At 49.6% G+C, this 17,515-nt stretch carries 14 protein-coding genes, 1 rRNA gene and 1 riboswitch; of the genes, 13 read left to right on the top strand and 2 right to left on the bottom strand.

The genetic code is table 11. The annotated features are described in order from the left end of the window. Nucleotides 1-110: 110 nt before the first annotated feature. The 9 genes from ACLB09_RS15720 to ACLB09_RS15680 all read left to right on the top strand — a co-directional run bounded on the left by ACLB09_RS15720 (nucleotide 111) and on the right by ACLB09_RS15680 (nucleotide 15,058). The gene (locus ACLB09_RS15720; RefSeq protein ID WP_410770802.1) at nucleotides 111-1,079 is read left to right on the top strand and encodes an AAA family ATPase; all 969 of its coding nucleotides are present in this window, start codon (nucleotides 111-113) and stop codon (nucleotides 1,077-1,079) included. After that, nucleotides 1,076-2,368, top strand: a complete 1,293-nt coding sequence (locus ACLB09_RS15715) for a DUF58 domain-containing protein (protein WP_410770801.1) — start codon at nucleotides 1,076-1,078, stop codon at nucleotides 2,366-2,368. The genes ACLB09_RS15720 and ACLB09_RS15715 overlap by 4 nt, the downstream gene beginning before the upstream one ends. Further along, nucleotides 2,355-4,856 (top strand): DUF4129 domain-containing transglutaminase family protein, encoded by a 2,502-nt coding sequence (locus tag ACLB09_RS15710; RefSeq protein WP_410770800.1) that lies wholly within the window; start codon nucleotides 2,355-2,357, stop codon nucleotides 4,854-4,856. Before ACLB09_RS15715 ends, ACLB09_RS15710 begins: the two co-directional genes overlap by 14 nt. Before the next feature lie 77 nt (nucleotides 4,857-4,933). Further along, complete coding sequence (gene guaA / locus ACLB09_RS15705) at nucleotides 4,934-6,472, top strand: glutamine-hydrolyzing GMP synthase (protein ID WP_410770799.1); 1,539 nt, start codon at nucleotides 4,934-4,936, stop codon at nucleotides 6,470-6,472. A 321-nt stretch (nucleotides 6,473-6,793) separates the two neighbouring features. After that, nucleotides 6,794-7,573 (top strand): hypothetical protein, encoded by a 780-nt coding sequence (locus ACLB09_RS15700; protein WP_410770798.1) that lies wholly within the window; start codon nucleotides 6,794-6,796, stop codon nucleotides 7,571-7,573. Nucleotides 7,574-7,849: 276 nt separating this feature from the next. Further along, a riboswitch (purine riboswitch) is annotated at nucleotides 7,850-7,950 on the top strand. A 153-nt stretch (nucleotides 7,951-8,103) separates the two neighbouring features. Next, a complete protein-coding gene (locus ACLB09_RS15695; protein WP_410770797.1) occupies nucleotides 8,104-9,504 on the top strand; it encodes an NCS2 family permease in 1,401 nt (466 codons plus the stop codon). Nucleotides 9,505-9,672: 168 nt separating this feature from the next. Then, a complete protein-coding gene (locus tag ACLB09_RS15690; RefSeq protein ID WP_410770796.1) occupies nucleotides 9,673-13,563 on the top strand; it encodes a phospholipid carrier-dependent glycosyltransferase in 3,891 nt (1,296 codons plus the stop codon). 57 nt (nucleotides 13,564-13,620) lie between these two features. Continuing rightward, nucleotides 13,621-14,634 carry a glycosyltransferase family 2 protein gene (locus ACLB09_RS15685; RefSeq protein WP_410770795.1) on the top strand — a complete coding sequence of 338 codons (1,014 nt, stop codon included), beginning with the start codon at nucleotides 13,621-13,623 and terminating at the stop codon, nucleotides 14,632-14,634. Further along, on the top strand, nucleotides 14,624-15,058 hold the full coding sequence (locus ACLB09_RS15680) for a GtrA family protein (RefSeq protein WP_410770794.1): 435 nt from the start codon (nucleotides 14,624-14,626) through the stop codon (nucleotides 15,056-15,058). The genes ACLB09_RS15685 and ACLB09_RS15680 overlap by 11 nt, the downstream gene beginning before the upstream one ends. 273 nt (nucleotides 15,059-15,331) lie before the next feature. On the opposite strand, the gene ACLB09_RS15675 is transcribed toward ACLB09_RS15680, so the two are convergent. After that, nucleotides 15,332-15,529, bottom strand: a complete 198-nt coding sequence (locus ACLB09_RS15675; RefSeq protein ID WP_410770793.1) for a hypothetical protein — start codon at nucleotides 15,527-15,529, stop codon at nucleotides 15,332-15,334. A gap of 42 nt (nucleotides 15,530-15,571) precedes the next feature. Between ACLB09_RS15675 and ACLB09_RS15670 the strand changes: the two genes are divergently transcribed. Next, the gene (locus ACLB09_RS15670) at nucleotides 15,572-15,979 is read left to right on the top strand and encodes a hypothetical protein (protein WP_410770792.1); all 408 of its coding nucleotides are present in this window, start codon (nucleotides 15,572-15,574) and stop codon (nucleotides 15,977-15,979) included. On the opposite strand, the gene ACLB09_RS15665 is transcribed toward ACLB09_RS15670, so the two are convergent. Beyond that, entirely contained in the window at nucleotides 15,976-16,128 is a 153-nt protein-coding gene (locus ACLB09_RS15665; protein WP_410770791.1) for a hypothetical protein, read from the bottom strand. The two genes, ACLB09_RS15670 and ACLB09_RS15665, sit on opposite strands and share 4 nt — an antisense overlap. Before the next feature lie 38 nt (nucleotides 16,129-16,166). Here ACLB09_RS15665 and ACLB09_RS15660 point away from each other — a divergent pair, with 38 nt between their 5' ends. The 3 genes from ACLB09_RS15660 to ACLB09_RS15650 form a co-directional block, all read left to right on the top strand. Further along, the gene (locus tag ACLB09_RS15660; RefSeq protein WP_410770790.1) at nucleotides 16,167-16,328 is read left to right on the top strand and encodes an LPXTG cell wall anchor domain-containing protein; all 162 of its coding nucleotides are present in this window, start codon (nucleotides 16,167-16,169) and stop codon (nucleotides 16,326-16,328) included. A gap of 76 nt (nucleotides 16,329-16,404) precedes the next feature. Beyond that, complete coding sequence (locus tag ACLB09_RS15655) at nucleotides 16,405-17,082, top strand: class D sortase (protein WP_410770789.1); 678 nt, start codon at nucleotides 16,405-16,407, stop codon at nucleotides 17,080-17,082. Nucleotides 17,083-17,409: 327 nt separating this feature from the next. Continuing rightward, nucleotides 17,410-17,515 (top strand): 16S ribosomal RNA (locus ACLB09_RS15650); the annotation flags it as partial.

The following is a 17,515-nucleotide window of genomic DNA, read 5'->3' as shown; positions in this document are numbered from 1 at the left end:
GGAAGGCATGATGAGGCACACTCTTTCTTTTCTTTCTAGCGCATGTCTATGACGACTAGTTTTTGGGGAAACTGGTTGATAGATTTGTTGTTTCTATGGAGGGATGAGAGATGATTCACGAGCAGGCCCGGGAAATATTGGAGAGACTGGTAGGGCGCGTGGAGACTGTTGTGGTGGGGAAACGCGAAGAAATTGAGCTTGCGGTCGTATCCGTACTTTATGGCGGTCATATTTTGCTCGAAGATGTACCCGGGGTTGGCAAAACATTGCTGGTAAGGACGCTTGCCGCTTGCATGGGCGGTTCATTCGGGCGGATTCAATTTACTTCCGATCTTCTGCCTACGGATGTAACGGGCGTTACGGTATATCAGCCGCAAACGGGTCAGTTCGAGTTCCGGCCGGGTCCGGTGCATGCCAACTTCGTGCTGGCGGATGAGATCAACCGCGCGGCTCCGCGGACGCAATCGGCACTCCTGGAAGCGATGGAGGAACGCAAGGTAACCGTGGACGGCATCACCAGGGCGCTGCCGCAGCCTTTTTTGCTGCTGGCTACGCAAAACCCGCTTGAGTATGAAGGAACGTACCGGCTTCCGGAGGCCCAACTCGACCGTTTTTTGATGCGTTTATCCTTGGGGTATCCGCAACCGGAGCAGGAGGTCGAAATGTTGGGGAGGATGCAAGAACCGGTCGCGGAAATCAAACCGGTACTGCTCCCTGATGAGATTAAGCATATGCAACACAAGGTAAGATCCGTGCTGGTAGATGAACGGATTAAACAATATCTGGTTTCGGTAGCCCATGCTTCCCGGCGCCATCCCCAGCTCTCGCTCGGCATCAGTCCGCGCGGCACGCTAGCCTGGATGGGAGCCTCGCAGGCGATGGCTTATTATCGCGGGAGAACCTATGTGATCCCGGATGATGTCAAAGCGGTGGCCGTAGCGGTACTCGCCCATCGGATCGTTTTAAAGACGGAGGCGGCACTTTCCGGAGTCCGTGAAGCGCAGGCCGTTGCGGAATTGCTTAACCGAGCTGAGGTGCCAATGTTCAGCAGGGAACGGGCTTCGGGTGGATCGTTATGAAAAACGGGCTTTGGATATGGCTGTTTTGTATTCTGGCAGTTGGATCGCTTGGCGTGCTTTATGGTTGGAAAGGAGGCAAGTCGCTTCTTTTTCTGCTGCTGCTCCTGGTCATTGTTATCGTTCAGGGCGCGGTGGCCCAGTTGTTCGGACCTAAACATGCGAAAGTGGAGCGTTCTTGGTATCCCTTGAATCCGCGGGCCGGAGAACCTGTTGTCGTCACGCTGACCATTAAGCTTTCCGGAGGATTTCCTTTATGGGTGCAGGCGGAGGATGCCTGGTCGGCTTCCGGGGACAGGGGGGCAGGCAAAGAAGGGGAACCGCAAGGAGGAAAGCTGGTTTTCGGCGGTTGGAAACGTGAATTTAAAGGCATTTATTACATGAAAGAAACGAGTCGGGGGTTCTATATCGGGGAACCCGTGCTGATTACCTGGGGGGATTCCTTCGGGTGGTTCAAGCGTTCTTTGCGCGTAGCGGCGAATGACGTTCTCGTCATTCACCCTGCGCCGCTGCCCGTTGATCCCGCCGGACAGGAGATATTCCAACCGGACGGGGAGGGGCTACGCTCTGGTCGGGCAGCGGCGATTCAGGGCTCGCTCTATACCGGACTGCTGCGGACGTATGAGCCGGGAGATCCGCTGCGCCGGATTCACTGGAAGAGTTCCGCCAAGAAGGGGACGCTGTTGACTCGCCTCCCCGACCTTCCCGACTCGCCTTCCCGCTATCTGGTTCTGGATACGGCTGAAGCATCGTATCCCTGGAGCGGGAACCGGCCGGGAAGCGTTGCGAAGCAGCGCGGACCCGAAGGCGGGTTTGAGCTTGCCGTTTCGGCTGCGGCCGTCTGGTTCGGCCGGGAGCTTGAATCCTCCGGTGAAGTAGGCTTCAGCCACGGGGGGATGGGACAAAGCGGCGAATCGGGCTCCCGGGCCGCCACGATTTTCTCTGGCCGTCGCGGGCTGAAAGCGGCGCTCGACCTGCTGGCCGGCGTGACTCCGGCGCCCGGCCTATCTGGAGCGGAACTCCTTCGTTTCGTGCATGCGTCGGAACAGGTACGTGCCCTGACTTTCGTAACGGGCCGTTTGACGCCGGGACTGGCCGAGGCCGTGCTGCACTTTGCCGGGCACGGCACCATGCTGGAAATTTGGTGCGCCTGCGGAATCGGCGGAAATATGGATTCGGCCTCCCTGGCGAAGACTTTGCGGGAATGCGGTGTGTCCGTTGTTGATCTGAGTCATTATTCCGGCCTACCGGAAATGACGCATAAGGGAGGGGACAGACATGGAATCGCTTAGTTCGCCAGGCGAGGGTTCGGCTTTGAGCCCGTCTGCAGGTCCGTCTGCAGGCCCGGCAACAGGTTTAGTTGCAGGTTCAACTTCAGGCCCATTAACCAGCCCGGGTTCCATGCTACCCCATGAGCCCACCGCAGCTTCCATGACAGACCACCGTGGAAGGCTCAGCCAAACCGGACAGCGATTTCTTCTTTCCGCGCTCCTGCTCGGGATGTTCGGAGAATGGCTGTACCCGTTGCATTCCTTTTTGGGAGGGGAGCCGACCAAGCTAATCGCCTTGTTTATGAGCGTTACCGGGATCTTGCTAGTCTCAGGCTGCTTGCGGCTCCCGTCATTTCTGCATGCTCTGCTTCCTCCGTTCCTGGTGGCCGGCTCGCTATTATTTTTATATGGGCAAGGAGAAGGGATTTCATGGTTCACCGGATACGCCCAACAATTTGCCGCAGACTTTATGGAGATTGTTCATTCCGGGAGGCTGTACGGAATCAGCGAGGAATCCCGTGCGCTATTGCTGTTGGTCGGGTGGACGCTGCTGGTGGTGTCGGTGCAGATGTTGGCGCTCAACAAGCATAGTAATTTGCTCTTTTTTTTGGCAACCTTGCTTTATCTGATAGCCCTCGAAACAGCCGGAGAAGTATCGGTATTTCCGGGACTGGTACGTTCCGCAGCGCTGGGGCTTGCGCTTCAAGCTCTATTACTCCGTAATTATCTGGGCGAGGATGCCCAACGGAATTCGAAAGGAATCGGGACCGGTGCCGGTGCCTTCGTTGCGGCAAGTTGCGTACTGGGTGCTCTGCTGCTGAGCTCGCTGCTGCCGGTGCAACCGGTAAGGGATATTCCCTGGAACCGGGTTGTAGCGGCTCTGGAAAAATGGAGCGGCTCCGAACTGGGAGGCCGTTCAGCGGAAAGCTATGCCGTGTCGGGATACAGTAAAGACGACTCCCGGCTAGGGGCTCCGCTGCGCCTTCGCCACGAGACCTATTTTACGGCGGAATCGCCGCAAAATACTTATTGGCGCGGCGAAAGCAAAAGCGTATATACCGGCCAAGGCTGGATCACCTCACCTGTGGATGCCCCGGACATTACGGAAGCCGTCGAAATGGAGGCCGAATCCATGTCGGCTGCCGCCGCAACCGCGGGAGTTACCGAAGCTCCAAAAGACACGGGGACTGCTGGATCAGTCGAAGTTGCCGAAACAGCGAGAAACCAGGAGGCTAACGAGGGTACGGAAGTTGATTCCGGACGCCCGACCGCCGTCATTAAGCAGAGAGTGTTGTTCAAGCTGCCGGTGACAGGAACGGTACCTTTTTTTAACGGAGGGAGTCCTGTGAAGATTGAGCATATTTTCGCGGGACATCCGGAATCGGGCTCAAAGCAAGTCGGCACCCGCCACGATCCGGATTCGGATGCCGTTTACTTTGAACGGGTTTATTTGGAACAGGAGATTTACGGATATGAGCTGACCGCCAGATTGCCGTCCAGCTCCTCAGACCGGTTGCGTCTGATCCAGGGGGGAGATCCCGTAGAAATCAGTAACCGGAATCTCCAGCTTCCCGATGATTTGCCTGACCGGGTACGCCAGCTAGGTGCAAGTCTCGTGGAGAACCGGCCGAACCGATACGACGCCGTGTTGGCTGTGATGGACTATCTGGAGAAGCATCATATTTATAGTCTGGATACGGAGTCTCCCCCGGAAGGAGTCGATTTCGTCGACTATTTTCTGTTCGGACAGAAAATAGGCTACTGCGATCACTTTTCAACGGCAATGACCGTGTTGCTCCGAAGCGGCGGAATTCCTGCCAGATGGGTCAAGGGGTTTGCGCCGGGAACGCCGGTTACCGGAGAGGAGAACCGATATAACGTCAGTTATGCGGATGCGCATGCCTGGGTGGAGGTCTATTTTCCCGGAGAGGGATGGATTCCTTTTGACCCGACTCCGGGGTATGAGTCGGTCGTTGCAGCAGGTACGGAAGAAACCTCGGAGGCAAGCGGCGGAGAGCAAAAAGCGGGTTTGTGGCGCAATCTGCGCGTTTCCTCGGAAGTGCTCAAGAACGGAATCCGCGATTTGATCTCGCAAGGCTGGACTGCGCTTCAAGGAGCCCTGTTTTTTTGGACCTGCATTGTGTTGGGAGTGGGGTTTGCATTATTTGCGGCCGTGATTTATCGGAAAACATGGTTTCGGGAAAGTCGCTATCTTCTATGGCTCTTTATGCTGAGACGGCGCCGGAAGTTTCCTTCAAGGAACGAATTGCTGCTGGCCGCCGACCGCGTCTGGCAGGAACTGCACCTTGCCTTCGGACCGAAGACAAGCGGTATGACCGCGAGAGAGTATGCGGGGATGATCGCTGCACGAAATGGCGCTCAAAACGAAAATTTGGAAAGCTTTGTCTCGATTTGGGAAACCCTCTATTATGGAGGGGCCGGATTGGACCGGACCGAGAGCAGGGACTTCTTGAAACTTTGCCGGAATTTGGCGTTTCAAAGCCGATGATTTACCGCCGGGTCTTCCTTGACGAGCTCTTTTGTCGTTTCGTATAATTAGTTTCATGAATTAAGGGAGGCTCGGTAATGAATAAGCCAAATGAAATAATTGTCGTTCTTGATTTCGGTGGACAATACAACCAACTGATAGCAAGACGAATCCGGGATTTGGGCGTGTATAGCGAATTGCTGCCGTTTAACACGCCGTTAGAGAAGATCCGCGATCTTGCGCCGAAGGGAATCGTGTTTTCGGGCGGACCTTCCAGCGTTTACGCGGAGGATGCTCCTCATAGTGATCCGGCGATATACGATGTCGGCGTGCCCATCTTCGGAATTTGTTACGGCATGCAGCTCATGGCCCAGCAGCTTGGGGGTAAAGTGGAACGTGCGGCAAAACGCGAGTACGGGAAAGCGGATGTGGATTTTGCCGAGCATTCGGCATTGACGAAGGGCCTGGAATCGAAGCAAACCGTATGGATGAGCCATGGTGACCACGTGGTTGAGCTTCCGGAAGGTTTCGTAGTGGATGCTTCGACCGATCACGCCCCGATTGCCGGTTTCGCTCATGAGCAGCGTAAAATTTACGGGGTACAATTCCATCCGGAAGTACGCCACTCCGTTCATGGCAATGAAATGATCAAAAACTTCATCTATGATATCTGCGGTTGCGAGGGCAACTGGAGCATGGAGACGTTCATCGAAGATAAAGTCCGCGAAATCCGCGAGCAAGTCGGAGACCAGAACGTGCTTTGCGCACTCAGCGGCGGCGTCGATTCTTCCGTCGTGGCTATGCTGATTCATAAAGCGATCGGAGATCAGCTCACTTGTATGTTTATCGATCACGGGCTGCTTCGCAAAGGTGAGGCTGAGAGCGTCATGGAGACTTTCGTCGGCAAATTCGACATGAAGGTCGTCAAGATCGACGCCCGTGAACGGTTCCTGTCCAAGCTGGCGGGAGTCGATGATCCGGAACGGAAGCGGAAAATTATCGGCAACGAGTTTATTTATGTCTTCGATGAAGAGTCGGAGAAGTTCGACGACTTTAAATTCCTGGCGCAAGGCACGCTCTACACGGATATCGTCGAGAGCGGCACGGCTACCGCGCAAACGATCAAGTCTCACCACAATGTGGGCGGCCTGCCGGAGGACATGAAGTTCTCGTTGATCGAGCCGCTGAATACCCTGTTTAAGGATGAGGTTCGCAAGGTCGGCGAAGAGCTAGGTCTGCCGCGTGAAATCGTCTGGAGACAACCGTTCCCTGGACCGGGGCTGGCCATCCGGGTGCTTGGCGAGGTAACCGAGGACAAGCTGAAAATCGTACGCGATTCCGACTTCATCCTTCGCGAGGAAATCGCCAAAGCCGGTCTCGACCGTGAGATCTGGCAATATTTCACCGCGCTTCCGAACATGAAAAGCGTCGGCGTCATGGGCGATGCAAGAACCTACTCCTACACGGTAGGCATCCGTGCCGTAACTTCCATCGATGGCATGACCGCCGACTGGGCGCGTATTCCATGGGATGTGCTGGAGAAAATCTCCGTGCGCATCGTAAATGAAGTGGATAACGTCAACCGTATCGTATATGACGTTACGTCCAAACCGCCAGCTACGATTGAGTGGGAGTAGGAACGGGGAAACTCAACGCCGCCAACCGCTTGGAATCCTTGATGCATATGGGGTTCAAGTGTTGACGGGATTGAAATCCTGTGTCACCTACAACAATAGATTTCAAAATTACTCTCTTTTATCTGCGTCGTTTAGCAAATAAAAGGGAGTTTTTTTGTGACCGGATTTGACCGAGGAGATCGAAAAACGGCATATACGCCATTGGCTACATTACACCAGTTCTCAAAGTTGGGGTAATTTACTTTTTTTTCTACATAACCAACAGAATAATTGATAAAATGTTTTTGACTATTTATTTATCATTTACGGAGTTGAATAAATTTGAAGAAAAAGAAATATAGTGATAGTTTCTTCGAGAAGATGAGCAAAATAAATATTAGTAAGTTAACATTGAATTTATTTATCATTTCATTGGCGCTCATTTTATTAGTCGGCGTCCCTATATTTATTAATGAACTCTACAAGTCAGAGCCAAAATATGTTACAAGATGGGAAGCCAGTGATGTATTGGCTTATTATGCTACAATTCTTGGCGCACTAGCTACTATTTTTGCAGTAGTTATTACAATATTATATACTGAACGTTCTAAAAGGATCGACAGGATCAAACAGATACAGCCATTAATCGATTGTAGAATAGAACCTATGTCTGCCGATGATTTCAAACTACATGGTTTAGACGATAAATTAATAGTTCTAGATTTTATGGATGTAAAAATTGTGAGAAAAATTGAAAAAAGCATGGTAGATAATGTTCGGAAAAATAAAGCTTACTATTTCGAATATAGATTAACTAATGTAGGTTCTGGAAATGCTCTACTAATCAAAATAAACATCAACGGTTATAACTATCGGGAATTTAATTTATTAGTAAATCAAAGTGAAATATTTCGATTTTATGTCGCTCCTAGTTATTATGATGAGGAAGGCAACACAATCTCGTTTAGAATTAAGTATATTAATATGGATCAATCTCAATACTATCAGCAAGACGAATTTTTCCATCTTCAAAAATATCAAAACAAGTCACTGTTCTTAAATGTTTCGGATAGAGTATTGGGGCAAAAGACAATCAGTAAGCCAGAGTATCTAAAGAGTTAAATAAAGTAAACAAGAATCAGTAAAACTTGTGAAGTTAAGACTGGGAACCTTATGGTTCCCGGTCTTTTTTTGTGCAATTTGCCGAATCCTGTCAATCAAAACGGGCACACTAAGCTCGAAAATGGAGATAAATCATTTAAAATTAGTGTAAATAGCGAACAATCGATCCTTATATGCGAAATAATATTCGTTTTTTAGTTGACAATCCTCTCGTTGTTACCTAGAATAAGTCATGTAATAGGTCTTGAGTTCAAGACTTGTTCGGAAATAATCGACAAATTACAGTTTTATGCTTTTCGTATAATTCCGGGGATAGGCCTGGAAGTCTCTACGAGGTCACCGTAAATGATCTGGCTACGAAAAGAAGAAGCGCTGATTTTATTGAAATAAGTTTGAGACTCCGGTTGCATGAATCCGGTACTTCGAAATTGTTTCTTTACGCTTCTTCTGGCTGCAACGGTACCCGGGGATAAATATAACCTCGGGCTTTTTGTCGTTTCCGACTCATAATAAGGAGGAGTATTTGAATCATGGATCGTTTTTTTAAGCTAAAACAGAATGGTACGACGGTTCGTACGGAGATTATGGCCGGTCTCACCACGTTTATGGCCATGGCTTACATCCTTACAGTCAACCCTAACACACTAACGGCTTTCGGTCAGATTGATATGGGCTGGTATTCTGTTTTCTTGGCGACGGCTCTGGCCGCTGGTATCTTTACGATCGCCATGGGTCTCTTTATTAACTTCCCAGTAGCACTTGCACCAGGTATGGGTCTGAACGCTTATTTTGCCTCTGTAGTGCTTTCGTCTGCTTCCACGGATCATCCTTTCTCTTGGGAAATGGGCTTGACCGCCGTATTCATTTCCGGTCTGATTTTTATCCTGCTTACGGTAACCAAGATCCGCCAAATGCTTCTGGATGCGATTCCTGATGCACTTAAGCATGCGATTACGGTCGGGATCGGGTTGTTCGTTACTATCGTCGGTTTGAAAAACAGCGGTCTGATGACGATCGGCGTAGAAGCCGGTAACGATATTCCGGCACACACGTTTACCGATGTCTTGTCTTTTGAAACTGTAATCCATCTGGGCAGCCTGGAAAACACCGACGTGCAACTGGCTATTATCGGCTTGCTCCTGATCGGCGTTCTGATGGTGCTTAAAGTTCGCGGAGCTATTTTGTTCGGGATTCTTGGAACTACGATTATTGCCATGCTGATGGGTGCCATAGACTTTAACTCGGTCTCGACAAGTCAGGCCAAATGGATTCCTGATTTCTCCGAACTTAATTTCATGAAGTTCGACTGGGATGGCATTATGCATACGGGTATTGTTTCTGCCATCGTTACGTTTACATTCGTTGAATTGTTCGACACCTTCGGCACGCTGGTAGGTACAGCGACTCGTGCCGGAATCATGAAGGATCCTGTGGATGGCAAAAAACGCGTTGGTAAAGCAATGCTCGTTGACGCAGTTGCCGTAACAGGCGGCGCTATGCTCGGTACTTCGACTACTACCGCTTATGTGGAAAGTACGGCGGGGGTTGCCGAAGGTGGACGAACCGGCTTGACTGCAGTAACTACAGGGGTCTGCTTCCTGCTTGCGTTGTTCCTGGCACCGATTGCGGCGCTTATTCCCGGCTCCGCTACTGCGGCTGCATTGATTATCGTCGGCGTATTGATGCTTCAATCGATTCGCGAAATCGACTTCCATGACATGGTTGTCGCGATTCCAGCGTTCTTGACGATCACCATGATGCCTTTCAGCTACAATATCGCCAACGGGATTTCTTTCGGGATCGTATTCTATGTCGTGCTTGCATCGATCGCAAACTTGCGTGAGAAGAAGAAATACAATGTCCACTGGCTGATGTGGGTACTCGCCGTACTCATCGTTCTCCGTTACGTCTTCCTTGGCAGCCAAGGCTAAACTTCTATATTAATCAAGAAGCCCGCTATACCAGTTTTTCTGGTGGCGGGCTTTTTTCTATTTCGTCATAACCTTTGTCCCTTCGCAATATATTTTTAAAATAGTTATGAATTCATGGAACCAGTATGAAATCCGGGGTGAAGGATGCACGTGTTAAGAATTGCAAAGATGGCAATAGTTGCCCTAATGATTTGGATACTAGCTTTGCTGCCGGCCGGGGCGCTGCACGCAGATGGAGAAAACGTACTGCAAAACGCCGGTTTCGAGACTATTTCTACGGATGCTCCGGATTTGTGGAACCGGGATGTTTGGTTGCTGACAGAGGGTGCCAGCTATCTCGGAATCGCCCAGGATCAAGCCCATTCGGGGAACGCCTCCGCTGTGGTGGAGAATATACAGCCAAACCATGCGAAATGGGTACAGCAGGCAAACGTGAACCCTGAGACACATTATCTGATTTCCGGCTGGGTTCAGGTTGCGGAAATGGGTAGCGGCGAAGTCGGAGCTACTATTTTTCCCCTAGGCGTTGGAGGGATGTTCCCGCATCTGAGTGAACCGGGCGAAGAGTGGAAGCAATTGCAATTCTATGGAAGAACCGGGCCTGAGCAACACGAGCTTACGATCGCCGCCGGAATAGGCGGGTACGGACATCTCAACACCGGTAAGGCGTATTTTGATGACCTGGAAGTCAAAGAAGTCGATGTGTTGCCGGAAGGAGTGAGTCCGGTCTCCCTGGAGCAATCGGCAGAGCCTCCGCAAGGCGGAGATTCAGGAGATGCTGCGGTTACCGAAGACAGTGAAGAGACGGTAGCACAACCTGTGTCGATACTGACAATCATGCTCTTCTCCGTCTTGTTCAGCCTCTTATTCGCCTTTTTATACCAGAGGGTGCTTCGGCGTCAAAATGCCACTCTAGGGCAATCCGTAAGCCAGAGGCATATTTGGTTTGGTTTGCTGCTGTTGACGTCGTTTCTCCTTCGCATCTGGATCGCTTTGACAGTAGAAGGATTTCAGACTGACATGAGCACCTTTATGGCCTGGGCCCAGCATTCGGTCGACCAGGGAATCGGCGGTTTCTACAACGAAGGCATGTTTGCCGATTATCCTCCGGGATATATTTATATCCTTTATGTCATCGGTTCAATTCGCAGCGTCTTTTCCATGGACTTTGGAGCCGCCGGCACCCAGTTGCTTTTTAAAACGCCATCAATCCTTGCGGATTTGATCACGGGCTTCTTGATCTATCGGATCGCCAACAAAAACCTCGGCGGCAGATTCGCCATCGCTTTGTCTATCTTGTACCTGTGGAATCCGGCCATCCTCGTCAATTCCTCGGCATGGGGACAGGTGGATTCTTTCTATGTGCTATTTCTCCTCATATCCATCATGACATTAACCGAGCGGCGCTTTGAACGGTCTGCCGTCTGGCTGGCTGTCGCTGCATTAATCAAACCGCAGACGCTCATTTTCGCGCCGGTATGGCTTATTGCTTGTTTTTATTACCGGGATGGAAAACGAATCGTAAAAAGTTTGCTGTACGGGATTAGCGTCTTTGGGCTGCTTGCGCTTCCGTTTTTCTGGAACCAGGGCGGGCTCGTCGGACTTATTGATTTGTATCGCACAACCCTTGCTTCTTATCCTTATGCCTCCGTAAACGCGTTCAACATCTACGCCTTGTTCGGGCATAATTGGTCTCCTTTGGATGCCGAATGGTTATTCCTTTCATTTCGTGTGTGGGGGGTTATCGCCATCCTCGGAGCGGTTGCTTACGTGGGCTATATCGCCTTTAGAAAACAGGGGCAGGGCCGTGATTTGTCCAACTCTTATTTTCTGGCCATGGCACTGATCGTCATCGTGTTCGTTCTCGGGACAAAGATGCATGAGCGTTATCTGTTCCCGGCCCTGATTTTAAGTCTGTTCTGTTTTATCCAGGTCAAGGATCGTCGCTTGCTCACCTTATTTATGGGGTTTAGCTTAACCCAGTATGTTAATACGGCATATGTCTTGAAACATTTAAATCTGGGATCAAGCCCCGAAACGGACGGAATCGTTCTTATATGCTCTATAGCAAATGTAGCTCTGCTTGTTTATATGGTGTACCTCGGATTTGATATATACGTAAAAAAAAGAATCAAGCCGCTGAAGCTATGGACGGAGACCGAGCAGCGGCTAGAGGATCGGGCATTGCTCGCCGAGTTGTCATTGCCCGCGGAAACCTCGGGGGCTTCCAAGCCGCTTTCTATTTTAAAACGTGCCGAAGAGTGGAAATGGATCGGCTTGATCTTGCTGTTATATTTGGCGGTAGCTCTATTTCAGCTTGGTTCGACCAAGGCGCCGCAGACCGTATGGACACCGGAACCGGGTGAGAGCAGCTTCTATGTGGACTTCGGCGAGATCAAACGGCTTGAACAAGTGAATATCTTCGGCGGTACAGGCAGCGGAAAGTTCAAACTGGAATTCGGAAACGATGCTTCGGACTGGGAACATCCGTTTGAAGTCACCGAAGATGTCGGCGAAGTATTCGCCTGGAAGAGTTATCCGGTCGGCCTTGAGGCCAGATATGCAAAAGTTACCGTAATGGAAGCCGGATTCTCGCTAAACGAGATGGTTTTCTATGAAGCGGACAGCAAAACGCCGGTACCTGTAATCCAAATCCACGATGCCACTCTTGGTGCGGTCTTGACCGAAAATAAAGCAAGCCTGCTGTTTGATGAGCCTTCGACGGCAGAGTACAAAGCCGATTCCTATAACGGTTCGTACTTTGATGAAATTTACCATGCGCGTACCGCTTATGAATATTTGAATGGACTGTCAGCTTATGAAAATACGCATCCTCCGCTCGGCAAGGTACTCATAGCTGTCGGCATCCAGTTGTTTGGGCTGAATCCGTTCGGATGGCGCATCATGGGTACCTTGTTTGGAGCAGCCATGCTGCCGCTCATCTACGCGTTTTCGCTTCATCTTTTCGGCCGACGTAAATACGCCGTCATGTCCGCCTTGCTTTTTACTGCTGAATTTATGCATTTTACGCAAACCCGGATCGCTACGATCGATGTATATGCCGTATTCTTCATCCTTTTGATGTTCTACTTTATGAGCCGTTATTTCAGTCTGAATTTCCATCGGATCGGGGTCGGCAAGACGCTGTTTCCGCTGTTTTGGGCCGGCCTGTTCTTCGGGATTGGAGTCTCGGCAAAATGGATTGTCGTTTACGGCGGGGCCGGGCTTGCGGTAATGCTCGGCATTTCGATCTATATGCGTTGGCGGGAGTACGCGGCTGCCAAACGAGCTTTGGCGGTGGAGACGGTTCTAGGGCATGAAGATAACAGTGAAGATGAAGGTGGTGGTGAAGGAGAATCGGCCCCGCTTTCGCTTTATCGTAAAACGGTAGCCCGCTTTCCAAGGAATACGCTCATTACGCTCGGGTCTTGTCTGGTCTTTTTCGTTCTGATTCCCGCCATCATCTATGCTTTGTCATTTATTCCGCCACTATCCGCTTCGCCGGAGGGATTCACCTGGAACAGCCTGATTCAGGCACAAAAGAACATGTTCGATTATCACAGCAGTCTGGTGGGGAGCCATCCCTTTGCCTCGTCCTGGTGGGAATGGCCCTTTATGAAAAGACCCGTCTGGTATTACAGCGGGGAAGGTGATGCTTCGGGACTCGTATCATCCATCGTTGCTATGGGGAATCCGCTAATTTGGTGGAGCGGCGTATTCTTGCTGATAGCAGCATTATGGCTGTCGTTGAAGCGGAAAGACCGGACCGCCTACGTCATCTGGATCGCATATTTTGCCCAATATGTCCCTTGGATGCTCGTATCGCGGGAAACGTTCCTATACCATTATTTTGCCATGGTGCCGTTTCTGATTCTGTCGATTGTGTATATAGCGAAAATACTGGAACAAAAGCGGCCGCAATTGAGTTGGATCGGAAAAGGGTACACCGTCTTGGCGGTATTGTTGTTTGCTATGTTCTATCCGGTTTTGTCCGGCGTACAGGTGAACTCGTTCTATGTGGAGCATATTCTGCGCTGGTTTCCTTCATGGTTATTTTGAGTTTTGCTTTTCCTGGCGGGAGAGCACTAAGTTAATGGATGAAAAGGAGGAATTGTGATGGCGATCGGCTGCAGTATAATTGTTCCGATGTATAATGAAGAAGAAGTGATCCGGCATACGTATACCCGCTTGAAGCAGGTCATGGATTTCTCCGGAGAAAAGTATGAGATTATTTTTGTGAATGACGGAAGCATCGACCGGACGGCGGAGATCGTGGAGGAAATTTGTCAGCGGGATTCCAATGTGCGGTTAATCCAGTTCTCCCGGAATTTCGGCCATCAGATCGCCATTAGCGCAGGCATGGATTATGCTGCTGGTCGATCAATTGTGATTATTGACGCCGATCTTCAGGATCCGCCGGAAGTCATTCTGGAAATGCTTGATAAGTGGAAAGAAGGATACGAAGTTGTTTATGGCAAACGCGTAAAACGGAAGGGCGAAAGTTTGTTCAAGAAAACTACGGCGTTGATGTTTTACCGCTTGCTCGGGAGATTAACCCAGGTCGATATTCCTTTGGATACAGGGGATTTTCGATTGATCGACCGTAAAGTATGCGACGTGCTTAAAGGGCTAAAGGAGAAAAACCGCTTCGTTCGCGGGCTGGTCGGATGGGCCGGATTTCGTCAGGCCCGGGTGGAATATGTGCGCGAGGAGCGGTTTGCGGGGGTGACCAAATACCCTCTGCGCAAAATGCTGCGTTTCGCTGCGGACGGAATAACTTCTTTTTCCCATAAGCCGTTAAAAATTGCTTCTTATATAGGGTTTGTGCTCTCGTTCTCCAGCTTTGTATACTTGTTTGTCGTGCTACTGCAAAAATGGCTTAAGTTAGGCATGGTTCCCGGATGGGCCTCGATCGTAGCGATTAATCTTTTTTTCAACGGGATCGTACTGATGCTGCTCGGCGTGATGGGGGAGTATATCGGCCGAATTTATGATGAAACGAAAGACCGTCCCTTGTATATTGTTCGTGAGAAGCTGGGGTTTGAATTACAAGAGGGCGGAGTTTCCGGAGCGAAATCATCTTTTCCCGATGAGAGATTGAGGGAGCAGGTTGAGGAATATGCCGGTTAAGTGGCTTAAACCGTCTTTCTTACAATTTATTAAATTCAATATGGTCGGTTTGCTGAACACTGCCGTGGATTTCGCGGTTTTTGCAGTATTGACAGGATGGGGAATCGGAAACGGAGCAGCTCAGATCGTATCTTATTCGGCAGGAACGGTGAACAGTTTTTTTATGAATAAAGGGTATACCTTCAATGATCGAAGAGTTAATGGAAGGAAAAAAGTATTTGAAGTAAGACAATTTCTCCGGTTCGTGATCCTTAATTTAATTGTACTGACTATTTCTCTGGCCTTGCTGTCAATCATGGCTTCATATGCCGGGGTTCATGCTCTAATTGCCAAATTTGGGGTCACTTGCGTCACGCTTATCCTAAATTTTTATGGAAGCCGAAAGTGGGTCTTTCGGGAGCGGCATTATTCACCCGGAGATTAGTCTGTCGATGAATTAATAAAAAATATTATCTTCGTTTGATTATAAATAGTCATAGGGCAAGCCTTAGTCCAATACAATAAATTGATTTTAAGTGTGGATTTTGCAAGATATCAATTGTACTGGAGTGGGCTGAATGAGGATGAGAGCAAGAACGGCTATTGCGGCGACATTAGCTGCCGGATTAGCATTGGGCACGGCAAACGCTGTAACGGCAACCTCCGATGGACAGACGGAGAATCAGGGGGAATCGGAGTACAGTACGTTTGGGGGTTATCACCCGTATCCTACTAAAACGCCGAAGCCAACACCAACGCCAACACCGACGCCGAAACCAACCAAGACACCGAAGCCTACACCGACACCAACGCCTACACCAACGCCGGAACCTACCAAGACACCAAAGCCTACAAAGACGCCGAAACCGACGCCAACGCCGAAACCGACGCCAACGCCGACACCGGAACCTACCAAAACACCGAAGCCGACAAAGACACCGAAGCCTACCAAGACACCTTGCCCACCGACACCGACACCGACACCGACACCGACACCGACACCGACACCGACACCGACACCGACACCGACACCAACACCAACACCAACACCAACACCAACACCAACACCAACACCGACACCGACACCGACACCGACACCGACACCGACACCGACACCGACACCGACACCGACACCGACACCGACACCAACACCAACACCAACACCGACACCAACACCGACACCGACACCGACACCAACACCAACACCAACACCAACACCAACACCAACACCAACACCAACACCAACACCAACACCAACACCAACACCAACACCAACACCGACACCGACACCGACACCGACACCGACACCGACACCGACACCGACACCAACTCCAACATCGAACCCAACGCCGACACCATCATCTAACCCGACACCAAGTCCGTCAACAACGCCAAGCTCGACCCCGACACCAAGTCCATCAACAACACCGAGTTCAACTCCGACACCAAGTCCATCAACAACACCGAGTTCAACTCCAACACCAAGTCCGTCAACAACGCCAAGTTCGACTCCAACGCCGAGTCCGACTCCGGTTGTTTTGGTAAATGAACCTGTGGAACCGCCAGGGCCTGGGAGTTCTCCGGATAAAGAGGGAGCGGCTGAAGTAAAAACTCTTCCTAAAACAGGAGAAAACAGTTCACTACCTTTTTACATCATTGGTTCCGCCCTCACTGCATTGGGAATCATTTTTAGAAAAACTGCAAAAAGAAATTAATTTCATATTTTCTATGAAAGAGAAGTAAAGAGATCAACTCTTTACTTCTCTATTTAGGCTGGAGGGAATCGCAGGTATGCGTAAAATGGCTTATTTGTTGATCGGAATCGGTATCTTGATTATTTTGTTTCCGAAAACGAGTGAATGGATCGACGATAATAAACAGCAGAAATTGTTGGAAGCCGTGAAGACCAGCATAGTCTTGGAGGAGAACGGAGCTGAAAATGAAAGTCTACGTAATGAATATTTGGTTATGTCCCAAGCATTGGAGTCTCAATCTAATGAGATCGAAGTGAAAGCAAAAACAACAAAAAATCAGACCATTCCAAAAGAAAAAAGTAGTAAAACTGAACATAAGCGGGGGATTGGAGTTATAAAAATTTCAAAAATTGATCTGGAGTTACCAGTTCTTGAAGGTGCGACAAAATCCAACATGAAATATGCGGCTGCTCATCTGAAAGAAACCACATCATTGGGGGAGGCAGGAAATGCTGCAATTGCGGCTCACAGGGCCCACACTAAAGGCAGATTGTTCAATCGTCTGAACGAAATGGAAATCGGCGATGAAATTAATATAGAAGTAAACGGAAGCCTGTTTGTTTATACAGTAGATAAAATATCAATCGTAAAACCTACAGATGTTTCTGTATTGGACATCGAGAACCCCGAGGATAAAGTCTTAACCTTGATCACTTGCGATCCTCTTGTAAATCCAACCCATAGATTGATAGTCCGTGCAAAAATACACTCGTAAAATAACAGCCATCAAGAATCCAGATTTTTCAATTTGTAATTAAGCTCAATGTTTGGTATAGTAATACATGTCGCTTTTGGCGGGCGGGTTTTCGACAAAAAGTAAGTAATTTCAACAAATAAAAAATGCTTGCTTTCTTGGTCAGGGCCTGATATAATATAAAAGTTGCCGCTGATGAGGCGCTAATGAAAACGAAGTTGATCTTTGAAAACTGAACAACGAGTGAGTATTAAAATGAGAATTAATTTTCTCGTCAGTTTCAAAATGAGCAAGTCAAACACTTTGATGGAAAGCCACTCCCCTTCGGGAGAGTAGATCCTTCCATCTTTATTGGAGAGTTTGATCCTGGCTCAGGACGAACGCTGGCGGCGTGCCTAATACATGCAAGTCGAGCGGACTAATGGATTCCTTCGGGAATCCGTTGGTTAGCGGC

This window comes from Fontibacillus forbon, from assembly GCF_046559655.1.
Taxonomy (GTDB): Bacteria; Bacillota; Bacilli; order Paenibacillales; family Paenibacillaceae; genus Fontibacillus.
Note: the sequence above shows the minus strand (reverse complement) of the source record. Positions and strands in the feature narration are given on the sequence as shown.

What these genes read in the sequence shown, in the direction of transcription:
- ACLB09_RS15720 (WP_410770802.1), top strand. Translation starts at nt 111, where the DNA reads ATGATTCACGAGCAGGCCCGGGAAATATTGGAGAGACTGGTAGGGCGC.
- ACLB09_RS15715 (WP_410770801.1), top strand. Translation starts at nt 1,076, where the DNA reads ATGAAAAACGGGCTTTGGATATGGCTGTTTTGTATTCTGGCAGTTGGA.
- ACLB09_RS15710 (WP_410770800.1), top strand. Translation starts at nt 2,355, where the DNA reads ATGGAATCGCTTAGTTCGCCAGGCGAGGGTTCGGCTTTGAGCCCGTCT.
- guaA (WP_410770799.1), top strand. Translation starts at nt 4,934, where the DNA reads ATGAATAAGCCAAATGAAATAATTGTCGTTCTTGATTTCGGTGGACAA.
- ACLB09_RS15695 (WP_410770797.1), top strand. Translation starts at nt 8,104, where the DNA reads ATGGATCGTTTTTTTAAGCTAAAACAGAATGGTACGACGGTTCGTACG.
- ACLB09_RS15690 (WP_410770796.1), top strand. Translation starts at nt 9,673, where the DNA reads ATGGCAATAGTTGCCCTAATGATTTGGATACTAGCTTTGCTGCCGGCC.
- ACLB09_RS15685 (WP_410770795.1), top strand. Translation starts at nt 13,621, where the DNA reads ATGGCGATCGGCTGCAGTATAATTGTTCCGATGTATAATGAAGAAGAA.
- ACLB09_RS15680 (WP_410770794.1), top strand. Translation starts at nt 14,624, where the DNA reads ATGCCGGTTAAGTGGCTTAAACCGTCTTTCTTACAATTTATTAAATTC.
- ACLB09_RS15655 (WP_410770789.1), top strand. Translation starts at nt 16,405, where the DNA reads ATGCGTAAAATGGCTTATTTGTTGATCGGAATCGGTATCTTGATTATT.